This window comes from Streptomyces sp. 130 (assembly GCF_007096885.1).
Taxonomy (GTDB): Bacteria; Actinomycetota; Actinomycetes; order Streptomycetales; family Streptomycetaceae; genus Streptomyces.
This window is the reverse complement of the sequence record NZ_VJNO01000004.1, coordinates 1-17,158: the sequence shown is the minus strand read 5'-3', so window position 1 is coordinate 17,158 and position 17,158 is coordinate 1. Positions and strand designations below refer to the sequence as shown.

Genomic DNA, 17,158 nt, shown 5'->3' with positions numbered 1-17,158 from the left:
CCCTCTCACGTACGGCCCTTGAAGTCCGGTGGCTGAAGGTTGCCCTGGACCACCAGCACGGGCTCTTGCAGCCGGGGGAGTCCGGTGATGTCGGCGCGCAGGACACGCGGTCCGAGGGTGTCCTTGCGCAGCACCAGGACCTGCACCTCGAAGGTGCCGTCGCGGCCCACGCGTACGCCGGTGCGGTCCGCCGTGATGCCGGTGTTCCAGGTCAGGCGCACGGTCTCGCCCGGCGGGTAGTCCTTGCCGCGCGCCACGACGGGCTGGCCGGGCCTGGCGACCTGCGGGGTGACGGTGAGGGAGGGCCTGAGGACCCGCAGCCCGGCCGTGTCCTTGTCGTTGACGGGGTACCGGTCGCCCAGCATGCCGCTCACGGTGGCGCGTACGTCCCCGGTGACCGGCGCACGGTAGGTGCCGGTCTGGGTCACCTCGATCCGGCCGCCGGGCGGGATGGTGCAGGGGGCGGCGGCGGTGCAGCGGCCGGGGGAGGTCAGCGTACGGTCCTTCGCCTTGCCGGCCTTCGGCCAGCTCGTGGTGAGGACGACGTCCCTGGCGGTGTCCGGCCCCGCGTTGGTGACGGTGAACCGGGCCCGGGCCTGGCGGCCGATGTACGTACGGCCGGGGCTGATGTCGGTCTGGACGGCGACGTCGGTCGCGGGTGGCGGGGGCAGCGGCGGCGGGGGCGGCTCCAGCACCCGGAACACTGCGGTGTCGGTGCCGGTGTTGCCCGCCGCGTCCGTGGCGGTGCAGGTGACCGTGGTCGAGCCGACCGGGAAGAGGGAGCCGGAGGCAGGGGCGCAGGTGACGGGGAGGCGGCCGTCCTGGGCGTCCCTGGCGGTGGCCCAGTAGCTGATCTTCGTACCGTCCTCGTCGTCCGCCCTGGCGATGCGGTCGTCCACGGTGACGACGGGCGCGTTCACGTCGTTCACTTCGATGGTGATCTTCTGCTGGAAGCCGGGGTCGGGCGCGGCCGTGGGGGCGAGTCTGTCCGTGCCCGGGATCTGCGGGCCGAGCAGGAACTGGACGGTGCAGGTGAGCCGTGCGCCCTGCGGGGCGTCGGCCGCGACGTCGATGGTCTCGGCGAAGTGGGCGGTGTCGCCGCTGGTCACCCGGCGGGTGGGCGGGTCGAGCGCGACGGTGAGGTAGGGACTGCAGTCGCTGAGCTGGTGGCCGACGGAAGTGGGGAGGTTGTCCATGCCGTCGACGATGGCCTGGGCGACCGCGTCGCCCTGGATGCCTTCGAGCAGCCGGCCCTGGGTGGCTTCGATGATGCGGGTGGCCTGGCCGGGGGTGGTCGGCGGATTCTCGATCTGGTCCGGGTAGTCGGGGTTGTGTGCGTTGCCGGTGCCGTTGAGCCCGTCGCCGATTTCGCTGTCCACGTCGACGCCGACCACCCGGATTCCCTTGTCCTGGAGGGCGAAGATCGTGTCGTCGATGGTGTGGCCGTTGCTCGGTGAGTGGCTGGACGCGTCGCTGACCAGCACGATCACCGGGTTGGAGCCCTCGCGGAAGGCCGTCTCGCCGCCGGCTCCGTTGGCGATCTGCCAGAGTCCGTTGATCCAGTCCTCGGAGGGGCCCATGCTGTAGGCACCCAGGTCCGTGGTGAGCGCGTCGACACCGTCCTGCACCTTGTCGAGGTCGTTCGTCAGCCCTTGCAGGACCTTGAATCCGGCTTCCGGATCGACCTGCTGGTCTCCGAAGGTGGCGACGGCGAACCGGGACTCGCTCTGCTCGGCGAGGACCTTCTCCGTGATGTCGGACAGGTTCTCCTGCACGCTGGCGATGGGATCGTCCATGCTCCCCGTGCCGTCCACCAGCAGGACGACCTCCGGTTTCGGCGGGATCGCCGGCGTACGCACCGACTTGTCGACACTGGTCGAGCCGCCCGGGTCGAGCGCCTCGTGCACGGTCGCCGGGGTGACCCACGGGTCCGGGGGGACGGGCACGGCGGGGGCGGCGCCGGCCGGGCCCGGCCCGGGGACGAAGGCGGTGGCGAGCAGGAGCAGGGCGAGCGCCGCCGAGCGGCGTGCGCCGGGCAGTCCGGGTGGGCGTCCCGCCGGCCGTATCCACCGCACAGCTTCTCTCCCCCGCACCCGGACCTCCCACCGAAGAACAGCGCCCACACGATCCCCCGTGCACGTGGTGCGCACAGCGGGAGGTCAGCCCTTTCGGCGGGTAGCGCCCGCTGCCCTTTGGGGCAGCCCCCCGGGCCGCGCGGCTCCGGGCTCGCGTCAGATCAGGCCCTGGCGCATCGCGTACGCCACCGCGTGGGAGCGGTTGCGCAGTTGCAGCCGGGTCATCACGGAGTGCAGGACGTTCTTGATGGTGCGTTCGGAGTAGGCGAGTTTGGTGGCGATGTCGGCGGTGTCGTAGCCCTCGGCGACGAGGCGCAGGACGTCCACCTCGCGGGCGGCGAGCCCGGTGAAGTGAAGGCCGCGCGGCGCGAGGACCTGGCCCTGGAGCCGGCCCACCTCCGCGAGGAGCCGGCCGAGCAGGTCCGAGGGGAGGTGTCCCTCGCCCCGGGCGACCGTCTCGATGACGTGCACCAGGTGCTCGGGGGTCGACTCGGCCCGCCTGATGACCCCGGCGACCCCGCACTCCGCGGCGCTGACCAGTTTCTGTTCGTCGATGTCCGTGGTGACGAGCACGGCGCGGGTGTCGGCGGTCCGCTGGATGTGGCGCAGTGTCGTCAGCACGTCCTCCTCCACGGCGTCGACGACCATGACGACGACATCGGGCCAGGGCCCCTCCTCCACCCAGTCCACGACGTTCACTTCGGGCCGCGACCTCAACTGGCTGGCCACTCCGGCCTGCGAGATCGGGTCCTGGGCCCGTAACGCGACAGTGGTGCGCTCCATATCGTGCTCCCCCTGTGTGACGGCCGGAAGCACTCATGACACACGCTTCGCAGCCGTGTTCGTGCGCCTCACTGGTGAGGAGGCGGACAGAAGATGCCCTGGTTCATCGAGGAGGAAACCATACTGCTTGGCCGGGGCACCGGATGTGCCCGAAAGTGTTCCTTCACGGCCGATGTACGACCTGGGCGGCGACCTTACGGTCCGCCGTATGAGTCTCACCGCAAGCCTCGACGCGTCCACCGTCAGCGCCGCTCCGGGCGCGGAGACGGCTGTCCCCCTCCAGGTCCGCAACTCCGGCCGGACCGTCGAGGAGTACCGCTTCGAGGTGGTCGGCGCGTGTGCCGCCTGGGCGGCGGTGGAGCCGGCCGTGCTGTCCCTCTACCCGGGCGACTCGGGCACCGTGTCGCTCATGCTCCGGCCGCCCCGCGACGCGACGGTTCCGGCGGGCGAGACGCCGTTCGGGGTGCGGGTGGTGCCGACCGGTGAGCAGGGTGAGACGGTGGTGCCCGAAGGCCGGGTGACCGTGCTGCCGTTCACCGAGACGACGGCCGAGCTGGTTCCGCGCGGTTCGCACGGCGCGCTGGCCGGCCGCCACCAGCTGGCGGTCGACAACCGGGGCAACACACCGGTCACGGTGCGCCTCGGCGCCCAGCCCGGGACCGAGCGGGCCCGCGTCGTCTTCGCCGCCCCGGAGCTCCACGTGGCGCCCGGCAAGGCGGAGTTCGCGAAGCTGCGGGTGCGCCCGGTCCAGCGGATGTGGCGCGGCACCCCGGTCACGCACCCGTTCCAGGTGTTCGCCGCGACCCAGGTGCCCGAGGGGCAGGACCCGGTGGAGCCCGTCCTCGTGGACGGGAGTTACGAGCAGGAGCCGCTGCTCCCGCGCTGGCTGCCCCGCGCCCTGATCACCGCGGCCGTCCTGGTGCTCGCCCTGGTCGGCCTCTGGTACGCGCTGCTGCGCCCGGCCGTGAAGTCGGCGGCGCGTGAGGCGGTCACCCCCGAGGCGGTGCGGTCCGCCGCCGCGGCCGACAAGAGCACGGCGCCGGAACAGGGCGGCTCGGGTGGCTCCGGGGCGGGCGGGGGCGACTCCGCCGGGAGCGGTTCGGGCGGGGGCGGCGAGTCGAAGCCCACGCCGAGCCCGAGCCCGTCGGCGGCGGCCGGCGCGGGAGCGGCCACGCCGACGAGTGCGCAGGTCAGGGTGCAGGACTCGCTGGGCGGCGGGACGAACACGGGGACGGCGCTCACCGTGCCGGCCGGGAAGACGTTCCAGCTGACCGACATCGTGGTGCAGAACCCGCAGGGCGACGCCGGGACGCTGGTCGTCTCCGCGGGCCGGGAGACCCGGGTGCTCAGTCTGGGCCTGGAGAACTTCCGGGACTCCGACTACCACTTCGTGACGCCGATCGTGGTCCCGGCGGGCGGCAAGGTGACCATGACGATCGACTGCCGCAAGGTGGGCAGGCCGGTGGGGGCGCAGGCGCCCGCGCGGTGCGCGGAATCGATGTTCCTGGGCGGCACGATGCGGAACGCCGACGGAGGCTGACGCCGCGTCAGGCCGGCGGGTCCGCCTCTTCCTCCTCCGGGTTCTTCTCCTCCGCGCGCTGTACGAACGAGCCCTGCACGTCGGCCGGCTGCTCGTCCTCGTCCTCCGTGGCCGCCCGCTGGACGGCGGGTGCGGCGGAGGGCGCCGCGGCGGAGGCCGCCGGTGTGGCGGCGGGGGCCGGGTCGGAGAGGACCCGGTCGGCGTTGGCGACGGCCTCGCGTTCGAAGCGGTCGGAGGGGTCGCTGACCCGGATGCCGCCGGGCGCCTCGGTGCCTTCCACGGGCCCGCTGCGCTGCTGGATGACGTGGGTCAGCTCGTGCGCCAGCGTCGTACGGCCCTGGGGCGATGACGGGTCGTAGGCGTCGCGCTGGAAGACCACGTTGTTGCCCACGGTGTAGGCGTGCGCGCCGACGCCCTTCGCCGATTCGTGCGCGGCGGCGTCGTTGTGGATGCGTACGTCGGAGAAGTCGGCGCCCATCCGGTTCTCCAGGTCGGTCCGGGTCTCGGTGTCGAGGGGGGTGCCGCCGCCGGAGGAGATGACGTCGTGGACGGGCGAGCGCGGCTCCGCCTCCTCGGCCTGCTCCGGTGCCGCCGCCCGGGCGCGCTGGATCACGGGGCCGAGCGCGGCGTTGCCGACGGTGCGCTGGAGGACGCCCATGCCGGAGCGGCCCACCACGTCGGTCCGGCCGGTGGCGGCGGCCCGGAAGAGGTGGTGGGCGTCGGAGCCGGCGGGCGCCTCGGCCGTCGCGTCGTGCGGGGGGCCGGCCGGCAGCCGCATGTGGTCCCGCCCGGCCTCCGGGGGCTTCACGTGGTGCTCGTGCTCGTGGTCGTGGTCCTGTGCGTTCACCGTCATCTCCCCTGACCGCACCGGGGGCGGTCGCGGCGGACCGCCCGCTCCTGCCGGCCTTCCACCCTGGGGGACGCGTCGCTGCCCCGTCCAGCCCCGCCCTGTCCGGCGCGGGGCACGGCGGGGTGCCTCTTCGGGCATCGGGGCGGTCCGGAGAGCCACCGGCCGGGGCGTGCGGAACCGGTCAGGATTCGAGAAGCGCGGCGGTGGCCCGCTCTCTAGCATGATCTCCATGGACATCACCATTCACACCAGCTTCCTCCCGCACGACGACCCGGAGGAGTCCCTCGCGTTCTACCGCGACACGCTCGGTTTCGAGGTCCGCAACGACGTCGGCCAGGGCAGGATGCGCTGGATCACCGTCGGCCCGAAGGACCAGCCGAGCACGTCCATCCTGCTGGCGCCGCCGGCCGCGGACCCGGGGATCACGGACGACGAGCGGCGCACCATCACGGAGATGATGGCCAAGGGCACGTACGGCTGGATTCTGCTCGCCACCCGTGACCTGGACGCCACCTTCGAGAAGGTGCAGGCCGGTGACGCGGAGGTGGTCCAGGAGCCGACCGAGCAGCCGTACGGCATCCGCGACTGCGCGTTCCGCGATCCGGCGGGCAACCTGGTCCGCATCCAGGAGCTCCGCTGAAGCCTCGGGCCGCCGAAGGCTTACGGGTCCCGTGACGTGCCGTGTCCTGAGCGCGTGGCGGGGCCGTGCGCGTCCCGGCGTGGCGGGCCTGGACGTATCCGGCAGCCGTTCGTGGTCCGGCCGCTGCCGGCGGCGGCGCCCCTGCCGGACCGGCGGCGCAGGGGCCGGCTCGTCGTCCGGGCGGCGGTCGCCCTCGCCGTCAGCCACCCGCCGCGGACCGGCCGGTGACGGCGGGCCCGGTCACTCCAGTCCGGTCCGGACCAGGGCGGCGGCCAGCCGGGGCAGGTCCTCGTCGGCGACGAGCCCGGCCAGCTTCTCCGGTGAGCGCGGCAGCCCGAGCCCCTCGGCCGCGTCCTGGGCGCGCTTGTCGAAGGCGGGGCGCAGCTCGGGCCACAGCCCCTGCGCCTCGCGGCTGAAGATGCCGGCGCCCACGGGCCCGATCCGGGGGAACTCCCGCAGCAGCTCGCGCAGTCGCTCCGCGTCCCCGCCGGCCTCCTCGCGGAGCCTTCGCAGGTCCCCGCGGTACCGGTCGAGGGCGAGCCGGGCGCCCTCGCCGAGCGCGGTGGCGGTGCTCTCGTCGTAACGCCGGTAGTGGGCGCGGCCGAGCGCGTCGACCCGGGCCTGCCAGGACGCCTCCACCATGGCGTGGGGGGTGCGCATCCCGGCGGCGAAGAGTTCGCGGGCGGCGGCGACCGCCATGCCGGCCTTGATGGGGACCGAGAACAGCGCGCACAGGGTCAGCAGCTGGTAGAGCGGCATGGGCGTGTCGCGGAGCCGGATGCCGGCTTCCTCGGCGTACGTCCGCCCGTGCTCGTCCAGCAGGTTCCGCACGGTCGTGGCTGTGGACACGGTCGTTCTCCGTTCGGTTCTACGCGGCCGGCGCGTCGAGCAGGGTGCGGGCCCGGCCGAGGGAGCGGGGCCTCGGGGGGTGGTGCCAGGGGTTCCGGTCCGCGAGCGCGTCGGCGTCCCGCAGGGTCCAGCGGCGGGCGTCGAGCGCCGGGTCGCCGATGTCCTCCCAGGCCAGGGGCGCGGCGACGGGGGCTCCGGGGCGGGCCCTGACCGCGTAGGGGGCGACGGCGGTCTGGGCGTAGGCGTTGCGCTGGACGTCCAGGTAGAGGCGGCCTCCTCGGGCCTTCTTCCGGGCCTCGGTGGTGAGGCGGCCGGGGTCGCGGGCGGCGAGCACGTCGGCGACGGCGCGGGCGAACGCCCGTACGGCGTCGAAGTCGTCCCGGCGGTCGAGCGCCACCACCACGTGGAGCCCGCGTGATCCCGTGGTCATGACGAGGGAGGGCAGCTCCAGCTCGTCCAGGAGGCCGTGCAGTGCGAGCGCCGCCTCGCGGACCGGGGCGAAGTCGTCACCGGGCGGGTCGAGGTCGAAGACCAGCCGGTCCGGGTGGTGGGGCCGGTCGGCGCGGGAGAGGAAGCGGTGAGGGGTGATGCTCGCCTGCCCGGCGAGGTGGACGAGCGTGGCGGTGTCGTCGGCGATCGGGTAGGTGACGGTGCCGCCCTCCTTGGGGAGTTCGGCGCGGTGGATCCAGTCGGGGAAGTGGTCGGGCACGTCCTTCTGCATGAAGCCGTGGCCGCCGATGCCGTCGGGGAAGCGTTCCAGCATGAGGGGCCGGTCCCGCAGGTGGGGCAGCATGCGGGGGGCCACCGTGCGGTAGTAGCCGGCGAGGTCGGCCTTGGTGATGCCGTCGTCCGGGAAGAGGACCTTGTCCGGGCGGCTGATCTCCGGTATCCGGTGTGCCGTCACGTGCTCACCGGCCCCGGGTCGCGCGCCTACGGAGGGCCGTGGCGCCGGAGGCGGCCCCCGCCGCCATCACCGCGGCGAGGGCCGGGTGCCGGGAGACCCACAGCTGCGGGTCGCGCCGGTGGGACTCCTGGTCGAAGGTGCCGTGTGCCCCGTGGTCGGTGGCGTCGTCCTCGGGCTGCCACAGGTTGTTCTCGCGGTCGGTGTCGGAGGCGTCGCCGGATTGCTGGGAGTCGAAGCCGGTCCGCGCGAGGTAGCGGTCGAGGAGGCCCGCCGCGAATTTGTTGGCGACGATGGTGGCGACCGTACTGGAGCCCACGTAGTACTGCTTGCGGCCGGGGTGGTCGGCGGCGTGGAGCACTGCCTCGGCGGCGACTTCGGGCTGGTAGATCGGGGGGACGGGCTGCGGGTTGCCGCGCACCCGGGAGAGGACCCAGGAGAACTGCGGGGTGTTGACGGCGGGCATCTGGACCACGGTGACCCGCACACCGCTGCCCTGGTGCATGAGCTCGGTGCGCAGGGACGAGGTGAAGCCGTTGATGGCGTGCTTGGCCCCGCAGTAGGCGGACTGCAGGGGGATGGACCGCTCGCCGAGCGCCGATCCGACCTGGATGACGGTCCCGGCGTCGCGGGGTCGCATGTGTTTGAGCGCGGCGCGGGTGCCGTTGACGAACCCGAGGTACGTGACCTGGGTGACGCGCTCGTACTCCTCGGGTTCGATCTCGGTGAAGGGGGCGAACACCGAGGTGAAGCCGCAGTTGACCCAGACGTCGATCCGGCCGAAGGCGTGCACGGCCTCGTCCGCCGCGGCCTCGACCGCGCGGTGGTCCGACACATCGGTGGGCACGGCCAGCGCGCGCCCGCCGGCGGCCTCCACCTCGCGGGCGGCTCCGTCGAGACCGGCCCGGCCGCGGGCGAGCAGGGTCACGTCGGCCCCGCGCTCCCCGAAGGCCCGTGCCACCGCCCGGCCGATTCCGGCACTCGCTCCTGTGATGACGACGCTCTGGCTCACGGTGTCTCTCCTTCGGTGGGGGCCGGTGCGGCGAGGCGGACGGAGGTTTCGAGCAGCAGGGCGTGGACGAACGCCTGCGGGAGGTTGCCGCGCAGCTGCCGCTGGCCGATGTCGTACTCCTCGGTGAACAGACCCGGTGGCCCGCAGGCCGCCCGGTTGCGTTCGAACCAGCGCACCGCCTCCCGCCCGTTGCCCTGCTGGTGCTCGGCCAGCGCCATCAGGTGGCCGCACAGCAGAAACGCTCCCTCGGCCTCGGCCAGGGGGCGTTCGTCGTGCCGGAAGCGGTACGCGTAGTGGTCGTGGGTCAGCTCGGCGCGGTAGGCGTCGAGGGTGCGGACGGTCCGCGGGTCGCGGGCGGGGAGGCCGCCCCGGATCGCGGGCATCAGCAGGGCGGCGTCGAGTCCGGGGTCGTCGGGCGCGCGCTGCCAGCGCCCGGTCGGGTGGGTGCTGGTGGCCGCCGTCCGGGCGAGGAGCTGGTCGGCGAGCCCGGCCCAGGAGGCGGCCTGCGCGCAGCGGACGTTCGCGGCCATGGCCCGCAGGCCCGCCGCGCAGATGAGCCTGCTGTGCGTCCAGGCCCGGTCGTCCAGCTCCCAGATGCCGGCGTCCGGCTCGTGGTGGCGCCGTTCGATGGCGGCGACCGCGATGTCCGCCGCCCGCCGCCCGTCCGGGCCGAGCCGCCCGGTCCGGGCCGCGGCGGCGAACAGGAGCAGTGCCTCGCCGAACGCGTCGAGCTGGAACTGCCGGTTGACGTGGTTGCCGACCCGGTTCCCGCCGCCCGGGTAGCCGGGGACCGGCAGCGTCTCCTGGTCGGGCACCGGCGCCCCGGTGACGGTGTAGGCGGGTGCGAGCCGCGGGCCGTCCTCGTGGAGGCGGGCGGCGACGAAGCGGACGGCGTCGTCGGTCAGCCGGTGCGCGCCGGCCGCCGCCGCTGCCTGCCCGGCGTAGCACTGGTCGCGGATCCACACGTACCGGTAGTCGTAGTTGCGGCCCGCCTCGGCGCGTTCGGGCAGGCTGGTGGAGGCCGCGGCGACCATGCCGCCGGAGGCGCTGGTGAGGCCGCGCAGCACGGTGTGGGCGTGGCGTGCGTCGTCGGGCGCGAGGCAGTCGGGCAGCGGCTCGGCGGCGCGGGCCCAGGCGTCCCGGGTGGCGTGCCAGGCCCGGTCCGGGTCCACCGCGTCTCCCGGCCGGTCCTCGGAGAGTTCGAGGACCAGGTCGTGGTGGCCGCCCGCCGGCACGGTCAGTTCGGCGGCCAGGCCCGTGCGGTGGCCGTCGCGCACGGGGCGGGCGTCGTCCGCCCCGGTCCACCGCCAGTGCAGGGGGCCGGTGCGCCCGGTCCACACCCCGGGCCGCTCGCGCCGCACGTCCCGCGAGCGGTGCGCGCCGAAGTCCGCGTGCGGTTCGAGGCGTACGGCCACGCGCGCGTCGCCCTCCACGGCGTGGACGCGGCGCAGCAGGACGGCGTGCCGCCGGTCACCGGGGAACGCCAGCGCCTCGTGGCACTCGGTGACCCCGGACTCGGTGACCCAGCGGTTGCGCCAGATCAGCGTGCCGGGCTCGTAGGAGCCGCCCCAGACGAAGCGCTCCCCGGGTGCGACGGTGTAGTGGCCCGGACCGCCGATGAGGGCGGCGAAGACCGCGCCGGAGTCCCAGCGCGGGGCGCACAGCCACGCGATGTCGCCCTGGGGGCCGACGAGCGCGCCCCGCTCTCCGTCGGCGATCAGGGCGTACTCGCGCAGTACGTGGGGCGGCGGGTTGCCGCGCGGCGGGTTCGGGCGGGTCATACGCCTCCTTCCGGGGTCCGGCGGGTCACCGGACGCGGTAGCGTTCCGCGTCCGCGGCGCGCAGTTCCAGGCCGTGTCCGGGGGCGCCGGACGCGCCGGGGCGTACGGTGCCGCCGGCCGGGTCGAGCACCCCGTCGAAGAACATGTCCTCGATGCGGACGTGGTCGTGGAACCACTCCAGGTGGCGGAGGTGGGGAACGGCCGCCGCGGCGTGGGCGTGGACGTGCGGGGCGCAGTGCCCGGACAGGCCCAGACCGGCGGCCTCGGCGAGCGCGGCGGCACGGAGCCAGACGGTGATGCCGCCGCAGCGGGTGGCGTCCGCCTGGAGGCAGTCCACGGCGCCGGCGGTGGCCAGCTGCCAGAAGTACGGCAGGGAGTAGCCGTACTCCCCGGCGGCCACGTCGGCCGTCGTGGCCGCCTTGATCTGGGCGAGCCCCGCCGGGTCGTCCGAGGAGACGGGCTCCTCGTACCAGGTCACGCCGTGCTCCTCGAAGCAGCGCGCCACGCGGACGGCCTGTTTGCGGGTGTAGCCCCCGTTGGCGTCCACGTACAGCTCGGTGCCGTCCCCGATGCTGCGGCGGGCCTTCGCGATCCGGTCCAGGTCGCGCCGCTCCTCGCCGCCCCGGGACCCGCCGATCTTGATCTTGACGCGGGGGATGCCCTGGGCCTCCGTCCAGCCGCGCAGCTGCCGGTCCTGCCGGCTGTCGTCGTACGGGGTGAAGCCGCCGCTGCCGTAGACGGGGACCTCCTGGACGCTCGCCCCGAGGAGCCGGGTCAGCGGCAGGTCCAGGAGGCGGGCCTTCAGGTCCCAGAGGGCGATGTCCACGGCGGACAGTGCCTGGGCGATGAGCCCGGGGCGCCCGGCGTTGCGGACGGCCCGGCTCATGGCCTCGTTGGCGGCCGGCACGTCCCAGGCGCTGCGGCCGGTGACGACCCCGGCGAGCAGCTGGTCGACGGCCGCGGCGGTGGCGGGCGCCCCGTAGGTGTAGCCGAGGCCGCTCGCCGGGCCCGCGCCCACCCGGACCAGGACGAGCGTGGTCTCGTCCCAGGTCAGGGTGGCGTCGCCCTCGGGGGCGTCGGTGGGCACGGTGTAGACGGCGGTCTCCACCCGGTCGATCAGGGGGGTGTCCGCGTCGCCGGGGCGCGGGGTCACTTGTCGGAGGACCCGTCGTGGTGGCCGGGCAGCATCTCCTGGACCTTGGCCTTGATGCCCTGGCGCACCATGCCGGCCCGGTCGCTGTCGCCCTTGAGGACGGCGGACGCGGCGGCCTCGATCTGGTCCAGGCTGGCGTGCGGCGGGATCGGCGGGACGTCCGGGTCGGTCCGGAAGTCGATGACGAACGGCCGGTCGCAGGCCAGGGCGCGGTGCCAGGCGTCCTCGACCTGGTCGGGCTTCTCGACGCGGATGCCGTCCAGGCCGACCGAGCGGGCGAAGTCGGCGTAGCGCACGTCGGGCAGGGACTGGGAGGGCAGGAACTGGGGGGCGCCGGACATGGCGCGCATCTCCCAGGTGACCTGGTTCAGGTCCTCGTTGTTGAGGACGGCGACGATCAGGCGGGGGTCGTCCCACTCGCGCCAGTACTTGGCGATCGTGATGAGCTCCGCCATGCCGTTCATCTGCATCGCCCCGTCGCCCACGATCGCGATGGCGGGCCGGTCGGGGTGGGCGAACTTGGCGCCGATGACGTACGGCACGCCGGGGCCCATGGTGGCGAGCGTGCCGGAGAGGGAGCCGCGCATGGCGCCCCGGAAGCGCAGGTGGCGGGCGTACCAGTTGGCGGCGGAGCCGGAGTCCGCGGCCACCATGACGTCGTCCGGCAGGAGCGCGTCGAGTGCGTGCACGACGTACTCGGGGTTGACCGGATCGGCGTCGACCGCGGCGCGGCCCTTCATGACCTCCCACCACTTGGCGGTGTCCTTCTCGATCTTCTTCCGCCAGGAGCCGTGCTTCTTGCGCTTGAGGCGCGGCAGCAGCGCGTCGAGGGTGGCGCGGGCGTCACCGATCAGGTTGACCTCGAACGGATACCGCAGACCGATCATGAAGGGGTCGATGTCGATCTGCACCGCACGGGCCTGATCGAGTTCGGGCAGGAACTGGGTGTACGGGAAGCTGGAGCCGATCACCAGCAGGGTGTCGCATCCCTGCATGAGCTCGTAGCTGGGGCGGGTGCCGAGCAGCCCGATGGAGCCGGTCACGTAGGGCAGGTCGTCGGGCAGGACGTCCTTGCCGAGCAGGGCCTTGGCGACGCCCGCACCCAGGTGCTCGGCCAGCCGTTCGACCTCGGCGCGGGCGCCGCGAGCGCCCTGTCCGACGAGGACGGCGACCTTCTCGCCGGCGTTCAGCACGTCGGCGGCGCGGGCGATGTCGTCCTCGGCGGGGACCGGCGCGTAGGCGCTCGCGCCGAGGCTGGAGGGCACCATCTTGAACGCGTGGGTGGGCGGCGAGTAGTCCAGTTCCTGGACGTCGGCGGGGATGATGACGGCGGTCACGGTGCGCTTGGCGTACGCGGTGCGCATGGCCCGGTCGATGACGTTGGGCAGCTGTTCGGGGACGGTGACCATCTCGCAGAACTCCGAGGCGACGTCCTTGTACAGGCTGAGCAGGTCCACCTCCTGCTGGTAGGAGCCGCCCATGGCGCTGCGGTTGGTCTGGCCGACGATCGCGACGACGGGCACGTGGTCCAGCTTGGCGTCGTACAGGCCGTTGAGCAGGTGGATCGCCCCGGGGCCGGAGGTGGCGGCGCAGACGCCGGCCTTGCCGGAGAACTTGGCGTAGCCGACGGCTTCGAACGCGGCCATCTCCTCGTGCCGCGCCTGGACGAACTTCGGCTTGTTCTCGGCCCTCCCCCAGGCGGCGAGCAGTCCGTTGATCCCGTCGCCGGCGTAGGCGAAGACGTGGTCGACGTCCCATTCGCGCAGGCGCTGAAGGACGTAGTCGGAGACCTTGGTCGCCATGGTTTCCTCTCCTATCGGTGGTGCGTCGTGCTTCGGTTGCGGCGCAGGGCGGCGTACGCGGCCGAGCCGAGCGCGGTCAGTGCGGTGAGCGCGGCGCCCGTCACCAGCCGGCTCGCTGCCGGGGCCGGGCGGCCGGGGCGGGCGGTGGCCTTCTCGGGGTGGTCGGCGGGCAGCGGTCCGTCGAGCCCGAGCGCGAGCGCTTCGGCCAGGTGCATGGCGCGGCGGCCGGTCCCGCCCTGCTCGATCTGCGTACGGCAGCTGAAGCCGTCGGCGACGACCAGGGCGTCGGGTGCGGCGCCCCGGACGGCGGGCAGGACGCCCTGTTCGCCGATGTCCATGGACAGGTCGTGGTGGCCGCGTTCGAAGCCGAAGTTGCCGGCGAGCCCGCAGCAGCCCTCGTCCAGGACCTCGGCGTCGAGCCCGGCGCGGCGCATGAGTTCGCGGTCCGCGTCGAACTTGGTGACGGCGTGCTGGTGGCAGTGCGTCTGCACGGTGGCCCGCCGGGTGAGGACGGGTGGCCGCCAGTCGTCGGGGGCGTCGTTGACCAGGAGTTCGGCGAAGGTGCGGAACTGCCCGGCGAGGCGCTGGATGTCCTGGTCGTGCGGCATCAGCTCCGGCGCGTCGGACCGGAAGACGGCCGTGCAGGACGGCTCCAGGCCGACGATCGGGGTGCCGGCCTCGATCCACGGCCGCAGCACCTCGACGGTCCGGCGCAGCACCTTCTTCGCGGTGGCGGGCTGCCCGGTGGAGATCCAGGTGAGCCCGCAGCACACGGCCTGCTCCGGGACGGCGACCCGGAAGCCGGCGTCCTCCAGGACGCGGACCGCCGACCGGGCGATGCCGGGGTGGAAGGAGGAGGTGAAGGTGTCCGGCCACAGCACCACGGTCCGGGCGTCCCCCGGGTCCGGCTCCGGAAGCCCCCGCGCCCGCCACCACTCGACGAACGACTCGTCGGCGAACGCGGGCGGCTGCCGCTCGTCGGCGACGCCGGCGACCCGCTTGGCGACGCGGCCGAGCCCGGGGGCGTCGAGCGCGGCGTTGACCAGGCGGGGTGCGATGCGGGAGAGCCGGGCCCACAGGGGCAGCCAGCCCAGTGAGTAGTGCGCGGTGGGGCGCAGCCGGCCCGCGTAGTGGTGGGCCAGGAACTCCGACTTGTACGTGGCCATGTCGACGCCCACCGGGCAGTCGGACTTGCAGCCCTTGCAGGCGAGGCAGAGGTCGAGCGCGTCGCGGACCTCGGTGGAGCGCCAGCCGTCGGTGACGGGCGTGTCCGGGTGGCCGCCCAGCATCTCGAAGAGCAGCCGGGCCCGCCCGCGGGTGGAGTGCTCCTCCTCCCTCGTGGCCCGGTAGGAGGGGCACATCACGCCGCCGCTGTGGGAGCGGCAGTTGCCGATGCCGACGCACCGCATGACGGCCCGGTTGAAGGAGCCCTCGTCGTCCGGGTAGTGGAAGTGCGTCTCGTCGTTCGCGGGGCGCCAGTGCGGGCCCAGCCGCAGGTTCTCGTCGGTGCGGTACGGGTCGGTGATCTTGCCCGGGTTCATCCGGTTGCCGGGGTCCAGCAGGGCTTTGACCTGGCCGAAGGCGGCGACGAGCCGATCCCCGTACATCCGGGGCAGCAGCTCGCCGCGCGACTGCCCGTCGCCGTGCTCGCCGGAGAGCGAGCCGCCGTACGAGACGACGAGGTCGGCGGCCCGGAAGAGGAATTCCCGGAAGGAGGCGACGCCCTCGGCGGTCTTGAGCTCGAAGGGGATGCGGGTGTGCACGCAGCCCTGTCCGAAGTGGCCGTAGAGGGAGGGGTGGTCGTAGTCGAACTCGGCGAAGAGCTTCTTCAGGTCGCGCAGGTAGTCGCCGAGCCGTTCGGGCGGAACGGCGGAGTCCTCCCAGCCCTCCCAGGTCTCCCGTCCGTCCGGCGGCCGGGCGGTCACGCCGAGCCCGGCCTCCCGGGCCTTGAGCATCCGGCGCTCGCGCGGCGGGTCGTCGGAGAGGGCCACCGCGGGGTCGTCCTCGTCGCGGTCGAGCGCCTTCAGCAGGTCGCGCGCCTGCCGGTCCACGTCCTGCTGGGTGTCCCCGCTGAACTGGAGCAGCAGCCAGCTGTCGCCCTCCGGGAAGGTGTCCAGGGACGCGACGTGGCTGTCCTCCTCGCGCATGAGCTGCGCCATCCGCCCGTCCAGCGCCTCCAGCTGGGTCGGGGAGCTGTGTTCCAGCAGGCGCGGCACCTCGTCGGCGGCCGCGCAGATGTCGGGGTAGCCGAGGACGAGCATCGCCTCGTGGGGCGGGACGGGGACCAGGTCGAGCTCGGCGCGCAGGACGGTGACGAGGGTGCCTTCGCTGCCGACGAGGGCCCGGGCCACGTCGAAGCCCTTCTCCGGCAGCAGCGAGTCGAGGTTGTAGCCGGAGACGCGGCGCGGGATGGCGGGGTAGCCCCGGCGGACGTCGGCCAGATGCGCGTCGATGATCCGGCGCAGGCCCTGGTACACCTCGGCGCGGCGCCCGCCCGCTGCGACGATCTCCGCGAACTCCTCGTCCGAGGTGGGGCCCACCCAGCAGCGCAGCCCGTCGTAGGTCAGGATCTCCAGCCGGCGCACGTTGTCGACGGTCTTGCCGTACGCCTGGGCGGAGGCGCCGCAGGAGTTGTTGCCGATCATGCCGCCCAGCGAGCAGTGGCTGTGCGTCGAGGGTTTCGGGCCGAACCGCAGGCTCCGGTCCGCCAGCTGCCGGTTCAGTTCGTCCAGCACGATGCCGGGCTCCACCACGCAGGTGCGGGCGGCCTCGTCGACGGAGACCAGACGGTGGCAGTACTTCGTCCAGTCGATGACGACGGCGGCGTTGGTGCACTGGCCGGCGAGGCTGGTCCCGCCGCCCCGGGACAGCACCGGTACGCCGTGCCGGGCGCAGACGGCTACCGCCTCGGCGCCCGCGTCCACCGTGCGGGGGACGACGACTCCGATGGGCACCTGCCGGTAGTTGGAACCGTCGGTCGCGTAGGCGCCCCTGCTGCCCGCGTCGAAGCGGATCTCGCCGTCGACGCGCCGTTCCAGCTCGCTGCGGAGGGCCCGCACGCCGGGCGCCGGATTCCTGTCCGTATCCGTGCCGTGCCGCCCGTCCGCGGCGGCGTTCCCTCCCGTGGTCATCCGCTGCTCCTCCTCGTCGTCCGGCGTGCGCGCCGGGGTGGCCCGGCCTCGCAGAGACCCCGGTACCCGAAGTCGGCGGGTTCACTTATGGGCGGTTCGGTGAGTGACCCCGATCGGCCCCGCACAACCGGTCGGCCGGGCGTACGGGCGGCCGTGGCCGTCACCCGAGCGCGCGGCCCGGTGGGCGGGCCCGCCGCGGCGGTGCCATGTTTCGGACGTGGGCGCCCGGCAACCCGGGTGGTGACCCCGGACCGGGCCCGAGTGGCCGAGGACGAGAGCGAGGAGGACGGCGTCATGCCGGCAGGATCGAGCCCCAAGCGTGAGCGTCAGTACGAGCACGTGAAGGAGAGCGCGGAGAAGCGCGGCACCTCCGAGAAGCGTGCCAAGGAGATCGCCGCCCGCACGGTGAACAAGGAGCGTGCCCGCTCCGGCGAGTCGAAGACGGCGAGCAAGACGTCCACGCGCGACCCCAAGTCGGCCTCCCAGCGCGGCGGTGAACGCTCGCACAAGGGGGCACAGGGCCGTACGAAGGACCAGCTCTACGAAGAGGCGAAGAGGAAGAACATCGAGGGCCGCTCCACGATGAACAAGGAGCAGCTTCTGAAGGCCGTCGGCCGCTGAACCGGCGGGGCGTCGCCGAA

General features: G+C 73.7%; 13 protein-coding genes. 3 read left to right on the top strand and 10 right to left on the bottom strand.

All coding sequences use genetic code 11. The annotated features are described in order from the left end of the window. Window positions 1-5 precede the first annotated feature (5 nt). Both FKN01_RS05145 and FKN01_RS05140 read right to left on the bottom strand, forming a co-directional pair. Window positions 6-2,075, bottom strand: coding sequence for a VWA domain-containing protein (locus FKN01_RS05145; protein ID WP_143616857.1), 2,070 nt, complete (start codon window positions 2,073-2,075; stop codon window positions 6-8). Between the two features lie 156 nt (window positions 2,076-2,231). Further along, complete coding sequence (locus FKN01_RS05140; RefSeq protein ID WP_143616855.1) at window positions 2,232-2,858, bottom strand: response regulator transcription factor; 627 nt, start codon at window positions 2,856-2,858, stop codon at window positions 2,232-2,234. 208 nt (window positions 2,859-3,066) lie between these two features. On the opposite strand from FKN01_RS05140, the gene FKN01_RS05135 reads away from it, so the two are divergent. Then, window positions 3,067-4,398, top strand: a complete 1,332-nt coding sequence (locus tag FKN01_RS05135; RefSeq protein ID WP_143616853.1) for a hypothetical protein — start codon at window positions 3,067-3,069, stop codon at window positions 4,396-4,398. Between the two features lie 7 nt (window positions 4,399-4,405). Here FKN01_RS05135 and FKN01_RS05130 read toward each other — a convergent pair whose 3' ends face one another. Beyond that, window positions 4,406-5,251, bottom strand: coding sequence for a DUF4157 domain-containing protein (locus FKN01_RS05130; protein WP_143616851.1), 846 nt, complete (start codon window positions 5,249-5,251; stop codon window positions 4,406-4,408). Between the two features lie 226 nt (window positions 5,252-5,477). Between FKN01_RS05130 and FKN01_RS05125 the strand changes: the two genes are divergently transcribed. Then, complete coding sequence (locus tag FKN01_RS05125) at window positions 5,478-5,888, top strand: VOC family protein (RefSeq protein WP_143616849.1); 411 nt, start codon at window positions 5,478-5,480, stop codon at window positions 5,886-5,888. Between the two features lie 240 nt (window positions 5,889-6,128). On the opposite strand, the gene FKN01_RS05120 is transcribed toward FKN01_RS05125, so the two are convergent. From FKN01_RS05120 to FKN01_RS05090, 7 genes are read right to left on the bottom strand one after another with little or no spacing between them, the layout of a single operon-like run. Further along, window positions 6,129-6,737, bottom strand: a complete 609-nt coding sequence (locus FKN01_RS05120; protein WP_143616847.1) for an endonuclease — start codon at window positions 6,735-6,737, stop codon at window positions 6,129-6,131. Window positions 6,738-6,756: 19 nt separating this feature from the next. After that, a complete protein-coding gene (gene ligD, locus FKN01_RS05115) occupies window positions 6,757-7,641 on the bottom strand; it encodes a non-homologous end-joining DNA ligase (protein WP_143616845.1) in 885 nt (294 codons plus the stop codon). A gap of 4 nt (window positions 7,642-7,645) precedes the next feature. Continuing rightward, window positions 7,646-8,650 carry an SDR family oxidoreductase gene (locus tag FKN01_RS05110; RefSeq protein ID WP_143616843.1) on the bottom strand — a complete coding sequence of 335 codons (1,005 nt, stop codon included), beginning with the start codon at window positions 8,648-8,650 and terminating at the stop codon, window positions 7,646-7,648. Beyond that, a complete protein-coding gene (locus FKN01_RS05105; RefSeq protein ID WP_143616841.1) occupies window positions 8,647-10,431 on the bottom strand; it encodes a glycoside hydrolase family 15 protein in 1,785 nt (594 codons plus the stop codon). The genes FKN01_RS05110 and FKN01_RS05105 overlap by 4 nt, the downstream gene beginning before the upstream one ends. A gap of 25 nt (window positions 10,432-10,456) precedes the next feature. Then, window positions 10,457-11,584 carry an enolase C-terminal domain-like protein gene (locus tag FKN01_RS05100; protein WP_143616839.1) on the bottom strand — a complete coding sequence of 376 codons (1,128 nt, stop codon included), beginning with the start codon at window positions 11,582-11,584 and terminating at the stop codon, window positions 10,457-10,459. Beyond that, entirely contained in the window at window positions 11,581-13,386 is a 1,806-nt protein-coding gene (locus FKN01_RS05095; protein ID WP_143616837.1) for a thiamine pyrophosphate-requiring protein, read from the bottom strand. Before FKN01_RS05095 ends, FKN01_RS05100 begins: the two co-directional genes overlap by 4 nt. Before the next feature lie 11 nt (window positions 13,387-13,397). Further along, the gene (locus tag FKN01_RS05090; protein WP_143616835.1) at window positions 13,398-16,517 is read right to left on the bottom strand and encodes an FAD-binding and (Fe-S)-binding domain-containing protein; all 3,120 of its coding nucleotides are present in this window, start codon (window positions 16,515-16,517) and stop codon (window positions 13,398-13,400) included. Between the two features lie 294 nt (window positions 16,518-16,811). Between FKN01_RS05090 and FKN01_RS05085 the strand changes: the two genes are divergently transcribed. Then, a complete protein-coding gene (locus FKN01_RS05085; protein WP_143616833.1) occupies window positions 16,812-17,138 on the top strand; it encodes a plasmid stabilization protein in 327 nt (108 codons plus the stop codon). The last annotated feature ends 20 nt before the right edge of the window (window positions 17,139-17,158 follow it).